At 45.8% G+C, this 22,038-nt stretch carries 19 protein-coding genes; 12 read left to right on the top strand and 7 right to left on the bottom strand.

The annotated features are described in order from the left end of the window. Positions 1 to 83: 83 nt before the first annotated feature. Positions 84 to 1,268: an NnrS family protein gene (locus BS19_RS09780; protein ID WP_038174980.1), complete on the top strand. Its 1,185-nt coding sequence runs from the start codon at positions 84 to 86 to the stop codon at positions 1,266 to 1,268. 57 nt (positions 1,269 to 1,325) lie between these two features. On the opposite strand, the gene glpD is transcribed toward BS19_RS09780, so the two are convergent. The 4 genes from glpD to BS19_RS09760 all read right to left on the bottom strand — a co-directional run bounded on the left by glpD (position 1,326) and on the right by BS19_RS09760 (position 6,284). Further along, positions 1,326 to 2,879, bottom strand: coding sequence for a glycerol-3-phosphate dehydrogenase (glpD, locus tag BS19_RS09775; protein WP_038174979.1), 1,554 nt, complete (start codon positions 2,877 to 2,879; stop codon positions 1,326 to 1,328). Positions 2,880 to 3,066: 187 nt separating this feature from the next. After that, the gene (locus BS19_RS09770; RefSeq protein ID WP_038174977.1) at positions 3,067 to 3,834 is read right to left on the bottom strand and encodes a DeoR/GlpR family transcriptional regulator; all 768 of its coding nucleotides are present in this window, start codon (positions 3,832 to 3,834) and stop codon (positions 3,067 to 3,069) included. A 181-nt stretch (positions 3,835 to 4,015) separates the two neighbouring features. Continuing rightward, entirely contained in the window at positions 4,016 to 5,536 is a 1,521-nt protein-coding gene (glpK, locus tag BS19_RS09765) for a glycerol kinase GlpK (protein ID WP_038174976.1), read from the bottom strand. Between the two features lie 214 nt (positions 5,537 to 5,750). Further along, the gene (locus BS19_RS09760) at positions 5,751 to 6,284 is read right to left on the bottom strand and encodes a TetR/AcrR family transcriptional regulator (protein ID WP_038174975.1); all 534 of its coding nucleotides are present in this window, start codon (positions 6,282 to 6,284) and stop codon (positions 5,751 to 5,753) included. A 95-nt stretch (positions 6,285 to 6,379) separates the two neighbouring features. Here BS19_RS09760 and BS19_RS09755 point away from each other — a divergent pair, with 95 nt between their 5' ends. Further along, complete coding sequence (locus BS19_RS09755) at positions 6,380 to 6,577, top strand: hypothetical protein (RefSeq protein ID WP_038174974.1); 198 nt, start codon at positions 6,380 to 6,382, stop codon at positions 6,575 to 6,577. A gap of 83 nt (positions 6,578 to 6,660) precedes the next feature. Here BS19_RS09755 and dapD read toward each other — a convergent pair whose 3' ends face one another. After that, the gene (gene dapD / locus BS19_RS09750; RefSeq protein WP_038174972.1) at positions 6,661 to 7,692 is read right to left on the bottom strand and encodes a 2,3,4,5-tetrahydropyridine-2,6-dicarboxylate N-succinyltransferase; all 1,032 of its coding nucleotides are present in this window, start codon (positions 7,690 to 7,692) and stop codon (positions 6,661 to 6,663) included. Positions 7,693 to 8,114: 422 nt separating this feature from the next. Next, on the bottom strand, positions 8,115 to 8,726 hold the full coding sequence (locus tag BS19_RS09745) for a peroxiredoxin C (protein WP_038174971.1): 612 nt from the start codon (positions 8,724 to 8,726) through the stop codon (positions 8,115 to 8,117). Between the two features lie 199 nt (positions 8,727 to 8,925). Between BS19_RS09745 and BS19_RS09740 the strand changes: the two genes are divergently transcribed. From BS19_RS09740 to BS19_RS19625, 5 genes are all read left to right on the top strand, one after another. Further along, positions 8,926 to 9,831, top strand: coding sequence for a hydrogen peroxide-inducible genes activator (locus BS19_RS09740; protein WP_038174970.1), 906 nt, complete (start codon positions 8,926 to 8,928; stop codon positions 9,829 to 9,831). 622 nt (positions 9,832 to 10,453) lie between these two features. After that, positions 10,454 to 12,097, top strand: coding sequence for a malate synthase A (aceB, locus tag BS19_RS09735; RefSeq protein WP_038174969.1), 1,644 nt, complete (start codon positions 10,454 to 10,456; stop codon positions 12,095 to 12,097). Positions 12,098 to 12,220: 123 nt separating this feature from the next. Further along, positions 12,221 to 13,534 (top strand): isocitrate lyase, encoded by a 1,314-nt coding sequence (gene aceA, locus BS19_RS09730; RefSeq protein WP_038174968.1) that lies wholly within the window; start codon positions 12,221 to 12,223, stop codon positions 13,532 to 13,534. 270 nt (positions 13,535 to 13,804) lie between these two features. After that, positions 13,805 to 14,272, top strand: coding sequence for a molybdopterin-binding protein (locus BS19_RS09725; protein WP_211252997.1), 468 nt, complete (start codon positions 13,805 to 13,807; stop codon positions 14,270 to 14,272). Next, positions 14,272 to 15,405: a GGDEF domain-containing protein gene (locus BS19_RS19625; RefSeq protein ID WP_051686519.1), complete on the top strand. Its 1,134-nt coding sequence runs from the start codon at positions 14,272 to 14,274 to the stop codon at positions 15,403 to 15,405. Before BS19_RS09725 ends, BS19_RS19625 begins: the two co-directional genes overlap by 1 nt. A gap of 54 nt (positions 15,406 to 15,459) precedes the next feature. On the opposite strand, the gene BS19_RS09715 is transcribed toward BS19_RS19625, so the two are convergent. Then, positions 15,460 to 15,900 (bottom strand): CBS domain-containing protein, encoded by a 441-nt coding sequence (locus tag BS19_RS09715; RefSeq protein ID WP_038174967.1) that lies wholly within the window; start codon positions 15,898 to 15,900, stop codon positions 15,460 to 15,462. A 387-nt stretch (positions 15,901 to 16,287) separates the two neighbouring features. Here BS19_RS09715 and queA point away from each other — a divergent pair, with 387 nt between their 5' ends. The 5 genes from queA to secF all read left to right on the top strand — a co-directional run bounded on the left by queA (position 16,288) and on the right by secF (position 21,987). Beyond that, positions 16,288 to 17,349: a tRNA preQ1(34) S-adenosylmethionine ribosyltransferase-isomerase QueA gene (queA, locus tag BS19_RS09710; protein ID WP_038174966.1), complete on the top strand. Its 1,062-nt coding sequence runs from the start codon at positions 16,288 to 16,290 to the stop codon at positions 17,347 to 17,349. A gap of 163 nt (positions 17,350 to 17,512) precedes the next feature. Next, positions 17,513 to 18,649, top strand: coding sequence for a tRNA guanosine(34) transglycosylase Tgt (gene tgt / locus BS19_RS09705; RefSeq protein ID WP_038174965.1), 1,137 nt, complete (start codon positions 17,513 to 17,515; stop codon positions 18,647 to 18,649). Positions 18,650 to 18,817: 168 nt separating this feature from the next. Then, positions 18,818 to 19,147 (top strand): preprotein translocase subunit YajC, encoded by a 330-nt coding sequence (yajC, locus tag BS19_RS09700; RefSeq protein WP_038174964.1) that lies wholly within the window; start codon positions 18,818 to 18,820, stop codon positions 19,145 to 19,147. Between the two features lie 21 nt (positions 19,148 to 19,168). Continuing rightward, complete coding sequence (gene secD, locus BS19_RS09695; RefSeq protein ID WP_084185957.1) at positions 19,169 to 21,025, top strand: protein translocase subunit SecD; 1,857 nt, start codon at positions 19,169 to 19,171, stop codon at positions 21,023 to 21,025. 14 nt (positions 21,026 to 21,039) lie between these two features. Beyond that, entirely contained in the window at positions 21,040 to 21,987 is a 948-nt protein-coding gene (gene secF / locus BS19_RS09690; RefSeq protein WP_038174961.1) for a protein translocase subunit SecF, read from the top strand. Positions 21,988 to 22,038: the final 51 nt, after the last annotated feature.

Genomic DNA, 22,038 nt, shown 5'->3' with positions numbered 1-22,038 from the left:
ATTGACGCAGGTTGATAAAGTGGAATGGTTCTTGCGATAGAAGAGTTTGTTTTTATTAGCTGATTTTGTTTAGGAGTCATTGAGTGCTCAATATTACTGACAACAAAGTAGAACAAGCGATAGCGCCGGTATTACGTTTAGGATTTCGACCTTTCTTTTTACTTGGCGCTATTTACGCACCGCTTTCAATCGTACTGTGGATCTGGATGCTACAGACAGGTCAGCCAGCCGCGTTAAAGGTTCCTGCACTTTGGTGGCATGTCCATGAAATGTTGTTTGGTTTTGCCATGGCGATCGTGGTGGGCTTTGTGTTAACTGCGGTACAAAACTGGACCGGGATCAATGGGACTAAAAGCCATCGACTGGCAGGGTTGGTCGCGTTATGGATCGCGCCAAGAATATTGCTCTGGACACCAGTTCCGCTGTGGGTAACGGCCTCAATTGAAGCACTGTTTATTGCTTGTGCGGCTTATGAAGTTGGCAGTCGAGTGATTAAAGCGAAAGGGTGGCGTAATCTGTTCTTTGTACCGCTGTTTTTATTGGCGATAGGCGCCAATTTCGCCAGTTATGCGACCATAAAAGGGCTGCCTCCTTTCCCCTCTAGCGCAGTTTGGCAAGCTATGTTGTGGTGGTTTACCTTATTACTCTCGGTGATGGGTGGACGCGTGATCCCTTTCTTTACTGCCAGACGATTCAATTTTGATCAAGCAAAACCTTTGGTCTGGCTAGATGCGGCCGCCAACTTCCCGCTGGTTGCGCTGTTCCTATTGAGTTTCTTCCCCATGACCTTTGCTCAGCTAGGCTCTGGACTTATGTTGTTGGCTGGTGCCGCTCATTTAGTTCGTGTGATGCGTTGGCAGCCGTGGCGCACATTAAGTGAACCTCTGGTTTGGTCTCTGCATGCTACTTATCTGTGTATTCCGCTCAGCTTGATACTCCGCGGGGCGCTGTCTGATCCGTTTGCAAGTCACAACATGGTGCATTTATTTGCGATAGGGGCGTTAGGTGGAGTGATATTAGCCATGATAACTCGCGTGACAATGGGCCATACTGGCAGAGCCATTTATCAAGGACCAAACATGAGTGTCGCGTTTATGGCGATTGTGTTGGCAGCGTTAGTGCGCAGTATCGGTGTCACTTGGTTGCCAAGTTATTGGATGGAATTGATTACATTGAGTGGTGGTTTGTGGGTACTGGCGTTTGTACTCTACCTTGCTCAGTTTGGCAAAATGCTCGTTCAGCCACGCGTGGATGGGCACCCCGGTTAACCAGTCATTGGTTTAATCAGGCTTGGAGTGACGACCAAGCCTGATTGAGTTTCCGCTTTAGCCAACTTCAGACAGTTGAACTAAAGGCTTTGCTTGTCGGCTTTCGACATATTTCGCTAGCGCTTGCTGTTCTTGCTCGCAGAGGTATAAGCCGAGCTTAGTTCGACGCCACAAAATATCTTCAACACTTACCGCCATTTCATGCTCAATAAAATAATCGATCTCACACTGATAAACTCCCTGCGCCGCCTGAGAGAACTCATTGCCAAGATCGTCTGTACAGGTTGCGCCTTTAAGCAGTTGCCAAGTATAAGTGCCAAATTGGGTCACGTAACGTAGCAGCAACGAATAGGGCATCCATGGGTAGGAGGCGTGAAGTGTGTTCGCCAATTGTTCTCGAGAGCAACTAAAATTACCACCTGGTAGTGCGTGATGGGCCGTCCAAGGCGCTCCCATATGGGGCAGATACGGCTTGAGTTTTTCAAGCGCGGCTTCACCGAGTTTACGATAGGTGGTGAGTTTACCGCCGAAGATCGATAGTAAAGGGGCTTGGTCCAGCTCTGCCTCTAATTCAAGTGTGTAGTCTCGGGTGATCGCTTGCGGTGAATCGGATTCATCATCACACAGTGGACGTACGCCGCTATAGCTCCATACCACATCTTTTGTGCTGAGCTGGGTGACGAAATGTTGATTGACGATATCAATAAGATAGTCAACCTCATCGGCTGAGATCGCAACGCTACGTGGATCGCCTTGGTATTCGACATCGGTGGTCCCAATGATCGAAAACTTATCAAGGTAAGGGATCATAAATACGATTCGGTTATCTTTATTTTGCAGGATATAAGCCTGAGGTTCGTCGTGAATGCGTGGTACAACAATATGTGAACCTTTGATCAAACGAATGTTACGCGGTGAAGCTTGCTCAAGGCCGTCATCAAAGAACTGTTTAACCCAAGGCCCTGCGGCATTGACCAATGCTTTTGCTTTACGGGTAAAGGTTTCTCCAGTGATGCCATTTTTAATCGTGACATGCCAGCAATCACCCACTCGACGGGCATTTTCTACTCGGCAGTAATTGCGAATTTCTGCGCTGTTTTCCTGCGCGGCTAAGACATTAAGCAACACCAAGCGCGCATCATCAACCCAACAGTCTGAGTACTCAAAGCCTTTTTTCATTTCTGGCTTCAACAAACCTGACTGACTAAGGTCAATACTTTCACTGGCCGGTAATGTGGTGCGCTTACCCAAATGATCGTACAGAAACAATCCACAACGGATCATCCATGCAGGTCTTAAGAATGGACGATGAGGGAGGCGAAAACGCATCGGTTGAGCGACGTGTGGCGCTTTCATGAGCAGTACTTCACGCTCAGCGAGTGCTTCCGAAACCAAGCGAAACTCATAATGTTCTAAGTAGCGCAAGCCACCATGGATCAATTTTGAACTTGCCGAAGAGGTTGCAGAGGCAAAATCCTGTGCTTCATATAGACCGACCGATAAGCCGCGCCCAGCCGCATCCGCAGCAATACCTGCGCCATTAATGCCGCCACCGATTACGATCAAATCGAAAGTTTTATCTGTGTGTACTGCGTTAGAAGTGGTATCCATAAATTTCTTGACCTTGTAGTGAGCGAACGAGCATTTAGGAACGAATTATTATCCTATATCACCTTTCGTTTAAGATCACGATCTATTTTCGTTTTTGAGTGTTTATGTGTTTTAGGCATAAAAAAACCTCCATACGAACATGGAGGTTTTTGTTTTGTTGTCGATTGGTAATGACTTTGTGAGTAAATTAACGCTCGACGACTTGGAAGGGAATGGATTGTTGTTTAAGAATCGACAGAATTTCTTTAGGCGGCTGTTTATCGGTAAACAGCATGTGTAGCTGAGAAATATTACCCAACTTGACCATCGCATTGCGGCCAAACTTAGAGTGGTCAACGGCAAGGAAAACACTGCGGCTATTCTCTATGATGGCTTGTTTTACGCGCACTTCATGGTAGTCAAAGTCGAGTAAGGATCCGTCAAAATCGATGCCACTAATACCCAAGATGCCAAAGTCCAACCTAAATTGCTTAATAAAATCGAGCGTGGCTTCGCCAACAATGCCTCCATCACGATTGCGAACTTCACCACCGGCTAAGATCACTTTAAATTCAGGGTTGGCCAGTAATATGGCGGCGACATTGATGTTATTGGTCACCACGCGCAGTTGCTTGTGGTTCTTACTTAATGCGCGAGCAATCGCCTCTGGCGTTGTGCCTATGTCGATAAATAGTGTTGCGCCATCTGGGATGTGTTTTACCACCTCTTCGGCAATAACATCTTTTTCATTGTAGTTCATGCTCTTACGGGTATTGTAAGAGGTATTTTCAGAACTGAGTGGGATCGTCGCCCCGCCGTGGTAACGACGAATTTTGTTTTCATCCGCTAATTCATTGAGATCGCGGCGAATGGTTTGTGGGCTGACATTAAACTTTTCCACCAGTTCATCGGTACTGACATAGCCTTGTTTTTGCACCAAGGCAACAATTTGCTGGTGACGTGGGATCTGTTTCACTGATAACTCCCGGGGTAACCAGCCTCAATGCTCATTACACCAAATTCGAAAATGCTTACTGATGTTATTGTGCGCGAATTAGCGCGTTGAGAGAAGGGAGTAAAGCAAAGAATCCGCGGTAAGACGCAAAAAGAGCGCCGTTCGGCGCTGTTACAGAAAGTGAAATGTGAGCAATAGAGGATTATTCATCGTCTTCACTGTGCATTTCTGCCCAGACTTGGGTGCATTTGACGGCTCGCTTCCAGCCCTTATAGCGGCGGCGACGTTTCTCTTCGTCATGATGAGGTTTAAATGTGCGATCAAGTTGTGCTTTGTGCTTCAATTCGTCGATACTACCCCAATAGCCCACGGCGAGCCCCGCTAAATAGGCGGCTCCAAGCGCGGTCACTTCGGTTACTTTAGGTCTGACGACGTCAGTATCAAGCACATCTGACTGGAACTGCATTAAGAAGTTATTTGAGACGGCGCCGCCATCGACTCGCAAGTTGGCCAACTCGATTCCCGAGTCTGCCTGCATAGCATCAAGTACATCACGTGTTTGATAGGCGATGCTTTCTAATGTCGCGCGAATTATATGGTTAGAGCTGACGCCGCGGGTTAAGCCGACAATCGTACCACGTGCCCAAGCATCCCAATATGGAGCGCCTAATCCTGTGAACGCCGGCACCACATAGACGCCATTGGACGAATCAACTTTAGTGGCAAAGTACTCTGAGTCTTTGGCGTCGGCGAGCAGTTTCATTTCGTCACGCAGCCATTGTATCGCGGCACCGCCCATAAATACGGCGCCTTCTAATGCGTAAGCGGGTTCACCGTTAGGTCCACAAGCCAGTGTGGTCAATAAGCCGTGGGTTGAGTTGACCTTCTCTTTGCCAGTATTCATCAAAAGGAAACAGCCCGTACCATAAGTGTTCTTTGCCTGACCGGCCTCGACACACATTTGACCGTAAAGCGCGGCTTGCTGGTCACCAGCGATACCGGCGATTGGAATACGAGTTCCGCCTTTACCACCAATATTGGTTTGGCCATAAACTTCAGATGAACGTTTTACTTCTGGCATCATTGATGCGGGAATGCCGAGTTCATCGAGGAGTTTTTGGTCCCAGCGTAGTTCATTGATGTTAAACAGCATGGTTCGTGATGCATTAGTGTAATCGGTCACATGAACACGACCTTGAGTCATCTTCCAGACTAACCAGGTATCCACAGTGCCAAATAACAATTTACCGGCTTTGGCATCTTCGCGAGCGCCTTCGACGTTATCTAAAATCCATTTAACTTTGGTGCCGGAGAAATAAGGGTCAAGCAGTAGGCCAGTGCTTTCACGTACATATTCCTCCAAACCATTCGCTTTGAGTTCTTCACAAATCTCTGCGGTACGTCGACACTGCCACACGATGGCGTTATAGATCGGTTTACCCGTTTCTTTGTTCCAGACGATGGTTGTTTCACGTTGGTTGGTAATGCCAATCGCAGCCAGTTGATCACTGCTAATTCCTGATTTGGCGAGCACTTCAATTAAGGTTGAACTCTGAGTCGCCCAAATCTCTAAAGGATCATGCTCTACCCATCCTGAGTGAGGATAGATCTGAGTAAATTCACGTTGGGCGATACTGACAATATTGGCGTCATGATCCAGTATTACCGCACGAGAGCTTGTTGTTCCTTGGTCTAGGGCAACAATGTATTTTTGCTCAGTCATAGTAAATGTCCTTTTAAGCATCCTATGTTTATTTTAGCGAGTTAATACGATAGGAAGCCGATAAATTGTGATTGGCTGATGGCGTACATTCTCCATACTCAGGCGAATACGAAAACAATAAAACACTCAAAATGAGCGTTCGAGCATAAAAATGTCACAAAAATGTTAAACGAAATCGTTTGATTGAGCTGTCACTGGCTAGTTGGGGATGAGATTAATCGTCGCTGAGTAATAAGCGGTACTTACTTTCTAGATCATTAAGCGCGGCATCTAATTTAGGCTCGTCATGACTTAGATGAGTGATTAAAGTCATGAAATAACAGTCGAGTATAAGGGGCATTTTTTTAACAATGGTGGTGGAGAGGTCAGTGGCGTCGAATAAGTCTTGGTTAAAAGAGTGATAATAGTTCATGTCCCAGATGACTTCTTTGAGTAGTGCGCGGCTTAGATTTACATTGGCAAAATAGTAGCGGTAATAAGTGTTGGCAAATTGCATTCCCAGCTCGATTTGGTTGTTTACAGTGCTATCTAAGCCCAGTCGAGATTGCTCTGAGAGGCGAGTGAGTTGGCTTAGCATGCCTTCACGTAAAATCGCGAGTTTCGTTTCAAAGTGACTAAATACAGTGCCATCCGCAACACCTGCTTGTCGTGCGATCTGACGAGTTGAGGTTTCTTGATAACCCTGAGTCTCAAACAGATGCCAGGCTGCGCTTAAAATTCGCTCTCGAGTTTGCTCTCTTTTGCTCATGCTTTTCTCATCCCAAATATCAATAGGTGGATAATACCTCCGTCACTGCTTATTGACAAACTGAGCGCGCTCATTTTTAGTCTAGGATAAAAAACATGTCAGATTGGTTAGTAAGAGGTGTTGTGAAAGCGACGCAATGGTTAATATTTATTCCAAGCTTAATGTGCTTCTCGTATGTATTAAGACCGATACTGATGTTGGTTTTAATTCCTGGAGGCTTGGTGTTTCTGGCCGTTATTGGTGGCAAGGAAGTACGTGCAGAGCTAGTCAAAATGTTGCAGCGTATATTATGAAAATATGCGTGGCTTTAGTAATAGCTAAAAACAAAAAAGCCGAACCTGATTAGGTTCGGCTGGGTATTTGCTCTCAGGCGTGTTTAGTTATTGCTGTGTAACTCGCTGTTCAGCTCAACCGCGGTCTTGTTGGCTAAACATTCAATTTGGCCAGTCACTGAGTTACGACGGAATAGTAGGTCAGAAACGCCAGCAAGATCACGAGCTTTAACCACTTCGACTTCGTTACCTGATGAGTCGAGCATTAGAACTTTAGCACCAGCGGTGACGTAAAGGCCTGACTCAACGGTACAGCGGTCACCAAGCGGGAAGCCTAGGCCTGCGTTCGCACCTAGCAGAGAGTTCTCACCGATAGAGACAACAACAGTGCCGCCACCAGATAGGGTGCCCATGATAGAAGCGCCACCACCGATGTCAGAACCATTACCAACCACCACGCCAGCAGAAATTCGACCTTCAACCATGCTCACACCCGTGGTGCCGGCGTTGAAGTTGATGAAGCCTTCATGCATTACAGTGGTGCCTTCACCAACGTGTGCGCCAAGACGTACGCGTGAGGTATCAGCAATACGGATCCCTGCTGGGACTACGTAATCGACCATTTTCGGGAACTTATCCACACAATCGACGCTTAAAGTACGACCTGCAAGACGCGCTTCGATTTGGCGTTCAGCAAGTTCAGGCAGGTCGATTGGGCCTTCGTTAGTCCATGCGATGTTGTGCAGTAGACCGAAGATACCATCAAGTACCGTGCCGTGTGGCTTCACAAGTCGATTCGAGATAAGTTGCAGTTTAAGGAAGCCTTCTGCAACCGAAGCTGGTTTTTCATCTGTTGCCAGAACAACAAGTACCAGTGGCTGCGCAGATTGCGCGGCTTTTGCTGCGAAAGAGGCGTTGGCTGCATCGCCATTTGCTTCGAATGCTGTTGCTAGCTCTGCACTTTGTGCTGCTGAGATCTCGATAGCTTGGTTGCCTTGCTCGTAACCCGAAATTTTTGCTACCGCGTCAACAAGAGCATCCGTTGGGTTAAGGACTGGGTTTGGAAAAAATGCTTCGATGATTTTTTCATCGCGATTTTTGGTCGCGCTACCAAAGGCGAGAGAAAAGTAAGCCATGTTAAATCTCCATGTTATGTTTGCTGAGAGAGCCTGCTTGCTCTGTCTTAAATTAAGTTAGCGTCATCATAATAACAGCCCGTAAGACTTTAAAGAGCGTACGACGATAAAGTCTGTAAGCCGATACGCATTGTCTCTTTAGCGACACTTTGTCTTTTTAACTATATTGTTTGTCAAATAATCGTTGTTTGTCTGATCTTGAGCCTGCAAGGAATGATGCCCTCGAACTTTGCTTATCATCTGTGCGAGAGTGCAGCAGTGCGTCATCAATGTCGAGCAATAAAAAAAGAGCCCAAAGGATTACTTTGGGCTCTTTATCTCGACTTTACTTATCACTGATTGGCGCTGCGCTTTTTGCGCTTATAGTAGCTTTATATTTACCAACCATTCATACCCGTTGAGCTTGGGTATGAGTCAGGCAATTACTTTTTGCCTAGGTCTTGTGAGTGCTCAGATAGGAACGCTGCAACACCTTTTGGTGATGCGTCCATACCTGCTTTACCTTCTTCCCACTGTGCTGGACAAACTTCACCATGCTTCTGGTGGAAGTTTAGTGCGTCAACCATACGTAGCATTTCGTCAATGTTACGACCTAGTGGTAGATCGTTAACCACTTGGTGACGTACTAGACCGTCTTCGTCGATAAGGAAAGAACCACGGAAAGCAACACCTGCTTCTGGGTGCTCAACGTCGTATGCTTTACAAATTTCGTGCTTAACGTCAGCGATTAGTGGGTACTTAACTTGACCGATACCGCCATCTTCGATAGCAGTGTTACGCCATGCGTTGTGTGAGAACTGAGAATCGATAGAAACACCGATAACCTCAACGCCTTTCGCTTTGAAATCTTCGAAACGGTTGTCGAATGCGATTAGCTCAGATGGGCAAACGAACGTGAAATCTAGTGGGTAGAAGAAAACAACCGCTTTCTTACCTTTAGTGAACTCTGCAAAGTTGAAGCTATCAACGATTTCACCGTTACCTAGAACAGCTGCAGCAGTAAAATCTGGGGCTTGACGACCTACTAGTACCATTTTCTTGCTCCTAAAATATATGGTTTGTTCCAAACCCGCCTATTAGGCGTTGGTTCGGTCCGTGTTTGTACGCGACAAACTATAGTACACATTGTAGTATGTAAAAAAGCGAATTAAATAGATTAAGTTAATCGAGAAAAGCGATAAGTCGTGTTTTATTAACTTGGTCAATATCTCACTATAATTAATCGATACTTCTATGAATAAGTGGCCTAGCCTCAAACAGTTACATTACTTGGTTACTCTCCATGAAACCCGCCATTTTGGCGATGCCGCTGACAAATGCTTTGTTAGCCAGTCGACCTTAAGTAAAGGGATACAGAACCTTGAAGAGTTGATTGGTTGCCCTTTATATGAAAAGAAAGACAAGAAAAGTCCACTGGTTTTCACTCATGCTGGCGAACAGGTCGTTCAACAAGGCCGAGAGCTGCTGGCGAAAGGGCAAGATTTAGTCGAGCTTGGTCGTTTGTGTCAGGGCGATGAGATGGAAGGGCAGTTGCGAGTCGGTTGTATTCCAACTATTGCACCTTTCTTATTGTGTGAGTTAGTTCAGGTTGTCAATCAGCGCTTCCCCCAATTAAATCTGTTACTAAGAGAGGACACCACGACAAACTTGCTTGATGCACTGCGTCATGGAGAGTTAGACGTGCTTATTCTTGCTCTGCCAGTCGACATTCACGGTATGGATAGCCGTATTGTTGGTAGTGATCCGTTTCGCATGATCATCAGCCAGAATCAAGCGGATGCCATTCGTACTCCGATTAAGTACGCCGATCTGCCGAATGAATTCGTGTTCTTACTCGAAAAAGAGCACTGTTTAACCGAGCATGCGGTATCAGCCTGCCAGTTAACCGATAAAGAGAAGATCAATCCATTCTCTGCCACAAGTCTACACACGTTGGTTCAGATGGTTGCGAATGGGATGGGGACCACGTTTATTCCTCAGATGGCGATTAATCATGGTTTAATTGAGAAACAAAACTTGGTGGTTATTGATGCCCCAGGGCAGCAAGCTCATCGCCATATTGGCTTGGTTTGGCGACCAAGTTCATCGCGAGTGAATACGTTTAATCACTTAGCTGATGTGGTGTCAGAGTTACTTTAGCGATAAGTCTTAGTGCTACTCGCGGTTTTCTCTTATAAAAGCACACTGGTTTTAGTGTGCTTTTTAGCATTTTATGCTGCTGGTAAACTTTGACTTGTAAAATTTTACAAACAAATCTTAATGAAGCTTTCATTAAATTGTGAAATTTCACAGTGTGAATTTTACAACACTCATTTTTCCTACTGTTTGATACCCCATAGACTAACCCTCGCTTCGACCAACCACACTGAGCCTTGTCTGGTTTTATTAAAAGTTAAACGTGCGTTTGAAACGTTTTTACAGTCCTAATTTTACTGTAATTAAATTACGTAACTAGTTACGTTTTGGTGATCCAAATCAAGTACTTAACCGCCACGGAATAAAACTTCGAATTTAACGTTTTGTTTACTTTAGTACTTTTACTCTAACGTATGTTGGTATAGTTTAAATGCAGGTTTAGTAAGACTTATGTCTAGATTGTAAAGCACGTTCAGCTCAGTCAATCTAACAGCCAACGAAACGGAAAACGAAAACGAATTGCAGTCAGTAAGGATGTTTGATTGTTGTTTTATAGTTACAAATGTAACTGGGTTAACGTCCAAAGTCGCTGTTGTACCCATTACGGATAGTTAAGGATGAAATTATGCTTGCCAACACGCCTGATAGAGAAAAAACAACACAAGACCACGAAAGTTTTCATACCGAAGGCGTACTTGATGTTACGGGCTCTCTTTTGCCACAACATCAAACGATTTTCCCTGTTGAAGCCCAAACCTTTTTATCTCTGTTGTGCAGTAAGTTTTCGGGTCGTATAGAGCAACTACTTGCGGCGCGAGAAGAAAAGCAAGCGCGCATTGATGCTGGTGAATTGCCTGACTTTCTTGAAGATACGCGAGATATCAGAGAAGGCAGTTGGAAAATTCAAGGCATCCCTAACGATCTTCAGGATCGTCGTGTCGAAATTACTGGTCCTACCGATCGTAAAATGGTGATTAACGCCTTAAACGCTAATGTAAAAGTCTTTATGGCTGATTTCGAAGACTCAATGTCACCGGCTTGGGACAAAGTATTAGATGGTCAGATAAATCTGCGTGATGCGGTAAAAGGGCAAATCAGTTACACCAATCCAGCAAACGGTAAGCAATATGAGTTGAAGGATGATCCTGCGGTGCTTGTCTGCCGTGTTCGTGGCCTGCACTTAAAAGAAAAGCACGTCACATTTAACGGAGAGATTATCCCGGGAGCTCTGTTTGATTTTGCGCTTTATTTTTATAACAACTACACCACGTTACTTAATAAAGGCAGTGGCCCTTATTTCTACATCCCGAAACTTCAATCCTATACAGAAGCGCAGTGGTGGAGTGATGTGTTCCATTTTACTGAAGATTACTTCGGCCTCGATACTGGTACGATTAAAGCCACGGTTCTGATTGAAACTCTGCCCGCAGTATTTGAGATGGATGAAATTCTTTTTTCACTCAAAGAGCATATTGTTGGCCTCAATTGCGGTCGTTGGGACTATATCTTCAGCTACATCAAAACATTGAAAAAACACCCAGAACGAGTACTGCCAGATCGTCAGGTAGTGACGATGGACAAACCATTTTTGAATGCTTACTCGCGTTTGCTTATTCGCACTTGTCACCAGCGTGGCGCTTTCGCGATGGGAGGGATGGCCGCCTTTATCCCAGCCAAAGACCCGCAGACCAATCAGCAAGTGCTCGACAAGGTTTATAACGACAAATCACTTGAAGCGAGCAATGGCCATGATGGCACTTGGGTTGCGCACCCCGGGCTTGCCGATACTGCAATGGCGGTATTTGATCAGGCATTAGGCGAGCGCACCAATCAATTAAATGTTTCACGTGAGCAAGATGCACCCATTACAGCGGCAGACCTACTTGCCCCGTGTGATGGAGCGATTACCGAACAAGGAATGCGTCATAACATTCGCGTGGCGCTGCAATACATCGAAGCTTGGATCTCGGGTAATGGCTGTGTGCCGATTTACGGCCTGATGGAAGATGCCGCGACAGCCGAAATCTCTCGCGCTTCTATCTGGCAATGGATTCAACATGGCAAGGCGCTCGATAACGGTCAAATCGTGACCAATGCGCTGTTTGAACAGTACCTTGCCGAAGAGATCGAGGTGGTGAAACAAGAGGTCGGCGTGGCGCGCTATCAAACGGGACGCTTTGCTGAAGCGGCCGAGTTGATGGCCAAGCTGACCACTAGTGATGAACTGAGTAACTTCTTAACCATTCCAGGTTATGACTACCTCGACTAACAGATAATAACTCAACAACCTGACAATAACGTGAATGCTCAATGGCAGAGAAGGAAGTACTGCCAAAGGCAATAAAAACAAAGCGCCGACCACAAAAGCGCTCATCAACAGAGGGATAGACCGATGACTAACTTAACTCGCCGCCAACAAATTGAAGCTCTAGAAAAAGATTGGGCAACCAATCCACGCTGGAAAAATGTAAAACGTCCTTACTCTGCGGAAGAGGTTGTTGAACTACGTGGCTCAATGGTACCTGCAAATACCATCGCTCAGCGTGGTGCTGACAAACTATGGTCACTGGTCAACGGTGATGCTAAGAAAGGTTACGTAAACTGTCTGGGCGCACTAACTGGTGGTCAAGCAGTGCAGCAAGCTAAAGCGGGTATCGAAGCGATTTACCTTTCAGGCTGGCAGGTAGCGGCAGATAACAACACTGCATCAACCATGTACCCAGACCAATCACTATACCCAGTGGATTCGGTTCCTTCGGTAGTAAAACGCATCAACAACTCGTTCCGTCGCGCAGACCAAATTCAGTGGTCTGGTGGTAAGTCTCCAGCGGATGAAGGCGCGATTGACTACTTCCTACCTATCGTAGCGGACGCTGAAGCGGGCTTTGGCGGGGTACTTAACGCTTATGAGCTGATGAAGTCGATGATTGATGCCGGTGCTGCCGGTGTGCACTTCGAAGACCAACTCGCGTCAGTGAAAAAGTGTGGTCACATGGGTGGTAAGGTATTGGTTCCAACTCAAGAAGCGGTGCAAAAGCTTGTTGCAGCGCGTCTGGCGGCAGATGTCGCTGGTACTACAACCTTAGTGATTGCGCGTACAGATGCTAACGCAGCGGATCTTATCACGTCTGATTGCGACTCTTACGATGCTGACTTTATTGTGGGTGAGCGCACTCAAGAGGGTTTCTACCGCGTACGTGCTGGTATCGACCAAGCGATTTCTCGTGGTCTTGCTTACGCGCCATATGCAGACCTTATCTGGTGTGAAACGGCAACGCCTTGTCTAGAAGAAGCTCGTCAGTTCGCTGAGGCAATCCACGCTGAATACCCAGATCAACTGCTGGCTTACAACTGTTCTCCTTCATTCAACTGGGAGAAGAACCTTGATGCAGACACCATTGCTAAGTTCCAACAAGAGCTATCGGACATGGGCTACAAGTACCAGTTCATTACGTTGGCGGGTATTCACAATATGTGGTTCAACATGTTCGAACTTGCGCATGATTACGCGCAAGGAGAAGGAATGCGTCACTATGTTGAGAAAGTTCAGCGCCCTGAGTTCCAAGCGGCGGAGAAAGGCTACACCTTCGTTGCTCACCAACAAGAAGTGGGCACAGGTTACTTCGATAAGATGACCAACACCATTCAAGGTGGTAACTCATCAGTGACGGCATTGACTGGGTCAACCGAAGAAGACCAATTTTAATCCCTTGCCGCTTAGCCATCACTTGTCATTGTTGGACTAAAACTGACAAGTGATTGGCTATTGGTATTCTGTTTAGGCATAAACGTTGACATGCTTTTGAGCGGTGCAGGCCGCTCTTTTTTTATTTTGGGCTTATTGCATTTAGTACTGATATTCGTACTGTTTACCCTACTGATAATGAACATTATATTTAAATGTATCAATATACTTTTCAAACGTGAATATATTTGACTATTGTTATTAGTACACGGTTTTCTTACGGTGCTTGACATGAGTAAATTCGCCCCTCGCGCTATATTGTTGTTATTATCATTACTATTCTCTATTAAAGGTTACGCCGCGACTGAGATGATTGAACTGGTGGCCAACAATGAGATCGTTCGAGTCTCGGTTGCTGAGTTGAGAGAGCAAGCTGATACGGAGATGACGATTTATGCTCCCTATCGAAGTCAAGACGTTGCAATGAAAGGGGTTTATGTCGAGGATCTGTTGGCAAAGCATTTTCCTGCAGTGCCTAATTCTATAACGTTAACGGCGTTAGACGGTTACGCCGTTAAGTTAGATGATTGGCTGAAAAAACACTGGTTATTAGTGACACATGAAAATGGACAGCCTTTGACACTCAGGCAACACGGCCCGGTCAGGCTGGTTGAGTCTAGCTATGAGGGGCGAGACCCCAGCAATCTAAGGAATTTTAATAATTGGATTTGGATGGTGGTTAGGATAGAAGCTAATTAATGAAGCCTTGGTATAAGAACATTAAAAGTGTGCTGCTTAAAGGGTCTGTTTTAGGTGGTGTGGGTTGCTGTTGTGTGCTGTTATTGTTGATTTTTTTGTACTTAGGCGCAATACGGCCTCAAACCGAGCAAGTGCTGCGTTTTTTTGAGAGCTCAGATAAAATTACTGAACGCCCTTTTGCCTTCCGCTCTAGAGAGCATATGTTGAATGCGCTAGAGCTTCTTATCGCTGGAAATACATCAGTGGATGAGGTCGCCTATGAGTTAGATATGGCCTACGCGCTGCTCAATTTTGGTTCCTATCTTTCAACATATCCATGCACTAATGAGACTTTGCAACACCTAGATACACTGAATGGTGAAGTCATCAATCAATCAGACAATACCCCTCTTTCCCCCTCAACTTATGGCAAGCACTTATTTGCCGCGATTGATTGTACCTCAAGTATAGAAGCGCAGCAGGAACACCAAAGAAGCGTTCTGGTTGGGGAGTTGTTGGACAAAACAAATGCCTACCATGACTTTGTTTATCGAGGGGTGGTAGGTAGTGTCTTTGCCGTGATTTTTTTTGGGCTTTTTTATATGGCTCAGGCCAGAATTATCATTGAAGAAAAAGAAACTTCCCAGCGCTGGAAAGATAATGCCCGGCGAGATGATTTAACGGGAGTCCTAAATCGACGAGCGATGGTTGATGATCTGCCTAATTATATTGAACATCATCGAACCAACAATAAGCCCTTTGTTTTATTGATGTGTGACATCGATTACTTCAAAAAATACAACGATCACTGGGGGCACCTTGAAGGGGATCTCGCTCTTAAAAGAGTGGTTGGAGCCTTAAATATGGCCCTGCGACATGATGATAATTTATATCGTTATGGCGGAGAGGAACTGGTGGTGACTCTTCATGAGATGGATATAGAACAAGGAAAAAAAATCGCTCAAAGGTTGTTAACCTTGGTACAAGAACTCAACTTACGCAACCCCGGTACTCCTTGTGGTGTACTGACGATGAGTATTGGCTGTACTGAAGTTTATGCTGAGAAGATTAAGCCCCATCAGTTGTTAAAGCGAGCTGATAAATGCATGTATCAAGCCAAAAACAGTGGTAGAAATTGCCTAGTCTGCTGTTAATGGAGTAAGTTGCCTAACGATGACCCTTACTCCAAATACAGGTAAGTACGTGGCTCATTCCGTCTCTTCAGGCTCAGACTCTTCTTCTAGTTCAAGCAAATTGATGGCAATCGCAACGAAATCACTGTCGGTAATGATGCCGATCAGTTCTCCGCGATCCACCACAGGTAAACAGCCCACTTTGTGTTTTTGCATATAGATAGCGCTCTCTTTCAATCCCGCTTGCGGTGCCACGGTCATTACCCCTGTCTTCATGATTTCATACAGGGGAGTATCGAGAGTATAAGATTGGTTTTCAGGGATGTTTTGCAAGCTAGACTCCTGGGCTGCTAACACATCTCGTTGAGATACGACGCCGAGTAACTGTTTGTTGGCATCGACGATAGGCACATGACGAATGTCGAGTGCTTCCATCATGCTTTTGGCATCGGCTAGGTTATGAGAGCGTAGTAGAGTGTGTGGACTACGCGTCATCATGTCTTCGACTTTAATCATGACTGCCTCCTGATTTTTGTTTATGCCTGGTAACCTCAACGGACAACATTGGAAAGCGGTATGCTCGACCAGACGGTTACTCGGTCTCTGTTATTAATATAGTAACTTTTGCTGCAATATAGTGAGATCTGGTTGGGTTTTATTCTAATTTATATGGTTGCAGTAGAGAAATATGAACTGTTTCACTGCTCATCGAGCACTCTCAATCCCGGCCAGTTTTCCTGACTGGATAAAATCGTATTTGATTACAATAATTCACATCTCTTTCCTTGCTATTGCGAGTATGCAGAATATACTAGTCGGCTGCGAAAAACTCGTCGTCTGTTTGTGACAGAATCAGTTCGACTTCCATCACGACCAAAGAAAACACGACATAAGATTAGTGACATGCAAGTATCTGATTTCCATTTTGACTTACCTGATGAGCTGATTGCTCGTTATCCGCAACCTGAGCGTACTGCAAGCCGTTTGCTGCAGTTAGATGGCAATAGTGGAGCGCTACAAGACGGTACATTTACCGACATACTTGACCAGGTTGAACCTGGGGATTTAGTGGTTTTCAACAATACTCGTGTTATTCCTGCACGTATGTTTGGCCGTAAAGAGTCAGGTGGCAAGCTCGAAGTATTGGTTGAACGTGTACTGGATGACAAGAGTATTTTGGCTCATGTGCGCTGTTCTAAATCACCCAAACCGGGATCGACCATTTTTATCGGTGAAAACGACGAGTACTCAGCCTTGATGGTTGTACGTCACGATGCACTGTTTGAACTGGTGTTTAACAGCGACAAGAACGTCTTGACGGTTCTCGAAGAGATTGGGCACATGCCGTTGCCACCCTATATCGATCGCCCAGATGAAGATTCAGACAAAGAGCGCTACCAAACCGTGTATAACCAAAAGCCAGGGGCAGTAGCAGCGCCAACGGCAGGGTTACATTTTGATGAGCAGCTACTGGAAAAAATCAAAGCCAAAGGGGTCGAGTTTGCTTTCGTGACTTTGCACGTAGGGGCGGGTACGTTTCAGCCTGTCAAAGTGGACAAGATAACTGAACATCATATGCACGCTGAGTATGTTGAAGTCCCACAACAAGTGGTTGATGCGATCAATGCAACTAAAGCTCGTGGTGGTAGAATCATTGCCGTGGGGACAACCTCGGTGCGCTCAATAGAGAGTGCAGCGCAAGATGCATTGAACAAGGGCACACCATTAGCCCCTTTCTTTGGTGATACAGAGATTTTCATCTTCCCTGGTTACGAATACCAGCTAGTGGATTGTTTAATTACTAACTTCCACCTGCCAGAGTCAACACTGATCATGTTAGTCAGTGCATTTGCAGGTTATGAAAATACCATGAATGCTTACAAGCATGCCGTCGAGAATAAGTACCGCTTCTTCTCTTATGGTGATTCAATGTTCATCAAGAAAAAAACCACTAGCTGTATCTAACATTAGTCAGCGTTTTAAAACATAGTTTTTACGAGTGCTAGCAGAACGCTAGGACACTAACCAGAAGGCTGGTTGGTATCTCGCATGGAAGGCGACCGCTCCTCAATAGAGCTTAATGCTCTGAACTTAATGTCAGACTGTTTCTCTGACAACCGGAGGCTTCGTGAAGTTAAAATTCGATCTCAAGAAAAAAGATGGTGTGGCGCGTCGTGGTCAATTGACCTTCGAACGTGGCACCGTTCAAACCCCCGCATTTATGCCTGTTGGTACTTATGGTACCGTTAAAGGCATGACGCCGGAAGAAGTGAAAGGTACGGGTGCTGAGATTCTGCTCGGTAACACTTTCCACTTATGGTTGCGCCCAGGTCAAGACGTGATGAAAATGCACGGCGATCTGCACGATTTTATGAACTGGCACGGTCCTATTCTGACCGATTCAGGTGGTTTCCAAGTATTTAGTCTCGGTAAAATGCGTAAGATCACCGAAGAAGGTGTCCACTTCCGTAATCCGGTCAACGGCGACAAGATTTTTATGGACGCTGAAAAGTCGATGGAAATCCAGAAAGATCTCGGCTCTGACATCGTGATGATTTTTGATGAGTGTACGCCTTACCCGGCGACACACGATGAAGCGAAAAGATCGATGGAGATGTCGCTACGCTGGGCACAACGTTCACGCGATCACTTCGATAAACTCGACAACTCGAACAACCTGTTTGGTATCGTTCAGGGTGGCGTTTACGAAGATTTACGTGATGTATCGGTGAAAGGCCTAACGGACATCGGTTTTGACGGTTACGCTGTGGGCGGCCTAGCCGTTGGTGAGCCAAAAGAAGATATGCACCGCATCCTAGAGCACACTTGTCCTCAGCTTCCTGAAGACAAGCCTCGCTACTTAATGGGGGTTGGTAAACCAGAAGACCTGGTTGAAGGCGTGCGTCGTGGTATTGATATGTTCGACTGTGTTATGCCAACGCGTAATGCGCGTAATGGCCATCTGTTTGTGACTGGCGGTGTGATCAAGATCCGTAATGCGAAACACAAAACAGATACCACTGCGCTGGATCCACATTGCGACTGTTACACTTGTCAAAATTATTCTAAGTCGTATTTACACCACCTAGAGCGTTGTAATGAGATCTTGGGTGCTCGCTTGAATACTATCCATAACTTACGCTACTACCAGCGTTTAATGGAAAGCATCCGTCAGGCGATTGATGAAGACCGTTTTGACCAGTTCGTGCAAGAATTCTACCAACGTCGTGGTCGTGAAGTACCACCATTGGCAAAACAACAGTAACGATTTTAAATTAAAGCCTTTGGTATTGTGCCAAAGGCTTTTGCTAATAAAATAGGCAGACGCGCGCAATTTTTGAGAGAGCGATCTCTATTGCTCGCTTTACTACTTGAATCTAAACCGTGAATGCCCAATTTGAGTATCAATAAATAATATATAGAGGATTTTTTAATGTTTATTTCTCCAGCTCACGCAGCAGCAGAAGGTTCACCAGCAGGTGGTGGTTTTGAAATGCTAATCATGCTCGGCATGTTTGCGGTGATTTTCTACTTCATGATCTACCGTCCACAAGCTAAGCGTGTAAAAGAGCACAAAGGCTTAATGGCGTCGATGGGCAAGGGTGATGAAGTTCTGACCAGCGGTGGTTTAGTGGGTAAAATTACTAAAATCGCAGAAGATAACGACTACATCACTATCGAGCTGAATACAAACAACGAAGTTGTGATCAAAAAAGATTTCGTTACTGCAGTGCTACCAAAAGGTACGCTTAAGTCTCTGTAAAACAGCTAGAGGATCCTCGCTGTGCTAAACCGATACCCGTTATGGAAGTATTTGATGGTGATGTTTACCATTGCCATCGCTGCGCTGTATGCACTTCCAAATCTCTACGGTGAAGATCCGGCAATTCAAGTTACAGGGGCGCGCGGCGCCTCTGTAGATATGTCAACGCTGGATTCTGTCACTCAAGCTCTCGAAAAACAGGGCTTATCTCATAAATCCATTGCTCTTGAAAATGGGTCTATTCTTGTACGTTTTGGCGATACTGATACTCAGATCAGTGCTCGTGATGTGATCAATGAAGCGTTAGGTAGCGACAACATTGTTGCCCTTAACCTTGCGCCAGCAACGCCTGACTGGCTTGAATCTATTGGTGCTGCACCAATGAAACTCGGCCTTGATCTCCGTGGTGGTGTTCACTTCTTAATGGAAGTAGACATGGACGCGGCGATGGAAAAGTTGGTGGGTCAGCAAGAAGAAGCCTTCCGCAGTGAGTTGCGTGAAGAAAAAATTCGTTACCGAGCCATTCGTCCATCGGGCAAAGAGGCGGTGGAAGTGTTACTGCGTGATCAGCAGCAACTCGACGATGCTCAGCAACTTCTCGAAAAAAATCACCCAGATATGATCTTTACTGAATCAGGCTCTGACGGTCGATTTGCTCTTGTTGCGACTTTTTCTGAGCAACGCTTAGTTGAAATTCGCAATTATGCTGTTGAGCAAAATATTACTATTTTGCGTAACCGTGTTAACGAGTTAGGTGTGGCAGAGCCGCTGGTTCAACGTCAGGGTGCGAGTCGTATTGTTGTTGAGTTGCCGGGTGTTCAAGACACCGCGCGCGCTAAAGAAATTCTTGGTGCGACCGCAACACTTGAGTTCCGCGAAGTCGACTCAAAAGCGGATCTTGCCGCTGCTGCTAGTGGTCGAGCGCCAGCTGGAAGCGAAATTAAGCAAGATCGTGATGGTCGTCCTGTCGTGTTGAAGAAACGCGTCATCCTTGGTGGTTCAAGCATTACCGATGCAAGCTCCAGTGTTGACGAGTATGGTCGTCCGCAAGTTAACATCTCACTTGATAGTGAAGGTGGTAACAAGATGTCTGCGTTCTCGAAGAAGAACATCGGTAAGCTTATGGCGACGGTGTTTGCAGAGTACAAAGATAGTGGTCGCCGCACGCCAGATGGTCGCGTCATCTTATCTAAGCATGAAGAAGTCATTAACCAAGCAACGATTCAATCTGCGTTAGGTCGTAACTTCCGTATTACTGGTATTGACTCTGCCGCTGAAGCTCACAATTTGGCACTATTGCTACGTGCTGGTGCTTTGATTGCGCCAATTTCGATTGTTGAAGAGCGTACCATTGGTCCATCTATGGGTCAGCAGAATATCGATATGGGTGTTCAGGCGTGTATTTGGGGTATGGTCGCGGTAATGCTGTTTACCCTGTTCTACTACCGCAAGTTTGGCTTGATTGCCAATATGGCACTGATGGCGAACCTAGTACTGATTATTGGTGTGATGTCGATGATTCCCGGAGCGACGATGACGCTACCTGGTATTGCCGGTATTGTTCTGACGGTCGGTATGGCAGTCGATGCTAACGTTCTGATCTTCGAGCGGATTCGTGAAGAACTTCGTGATGGACGCAGTCCACAACAAGCGATTCACCAAGGCTACGCCAATGCCTTTAGTACCATCGCCGATGCCAACATCACCACTCTTATCACCGCAATCATTCTGTTTGCTGTTGGTACTGGTGCGATTAAAGGTTTCGCGGTGACACTGTCTATCGGTATTTTAACTTCTATGTTTACTGCTATTGTCGGAACGCGCTGTGTCGTGAACCTAATGTACGGTGGTAAACGCATCAACAAACTGTCGATCTAAGGCTGGCAATTAGTATGTTTCAGATTCTAAAAGCAGAAAAAATGATCGACTTTATGCGTTGGTCGAAGCTGGCATTTATGTTCTCCATTTTGATGATCGGTGCGTCGATCTTTACTCTTTCGACCAAATGGTTGAACTGGGGTCTAGATTTTACGGGCGGCACGCTTATTGAAGTGGGGTTTGAACAACCTGCCAATCTAGAAGATATTCGTGGCGCATTAGAAGCGAAAGGTTTTGGCGATGCTACGGTACAAAACTTCGGTAGCGCGCGTGAAGTCATGGTGCGTCTGCGTCCGCGTGACAATATTGCTGGTGAAACCTTGGGTAACCAAATTCTTGCCGCGATCAAAGACGGTACTGGAGAAAGCGTTGAAATGCGCCGCATCGAGTTCGTTGGTCCGAACGTCGGAGATGAGTTAACCGAAGCTGGTGGTTTAGCGATTATCGTGTCGCTGCTGTGTATCTTGCTTTACGTATCGGTGCGTTTCGAATGGCGTCTGGCAGCCGGTGCTGTATTGGCGCTTGCGCACGATGTGATCATCACACTGGGTGTGTTCTCTCTGATGGAGATCGAAGTCGACTTGACTATCGTGGCAGCGTTGTTAACCGTTGTTGGTTACTCGCTCAACGATACCATTGTTGTCTTTGACCGTATCCGTGAGAACTTCCGTAAGATGCGTAAAGGCGAGCCACCGGAAATCATGAACAATTCAATTACGCAGACCTTGAGCCGTACCTTGATTACGTCAGGTACGACTTTGTTTGTGGTTATTGCACTGTTCACTCAAGGTGGGGCACTGATCCATGGTTTTGCAACCGCATTACTGCTTGGTATTACCGTTGGTACTTACTCATCAATCTATGTTGCTTCGGCACTGGCACTGAAGTTGGGTATCACCAAAGAACACTTAATGCCACCTCAAGTTGAAAAAGAGGGTGCAGAGTTCGACGAGATGCCATAAGGCTTATTCGCTTATTAAAGCCGCTGATTATCAGCGGCTTTTTTCTTTTTA

This window comes from Vibrio pacinii DSM 19139 (assembly GCF_000711795.1).
GTDB classification, from domain to species: Bacteria; Pseudomonadota; Gammaproteobacteria; order Enterobacterales; family Vibrionaceae; genus Vibrio; species Vibrio pacinii.
The sequence above is the reverse complement of the archived record's forward strand: the minus strand, read 5'-3'. Positions and strand labels throughout refer to the sequence as shown.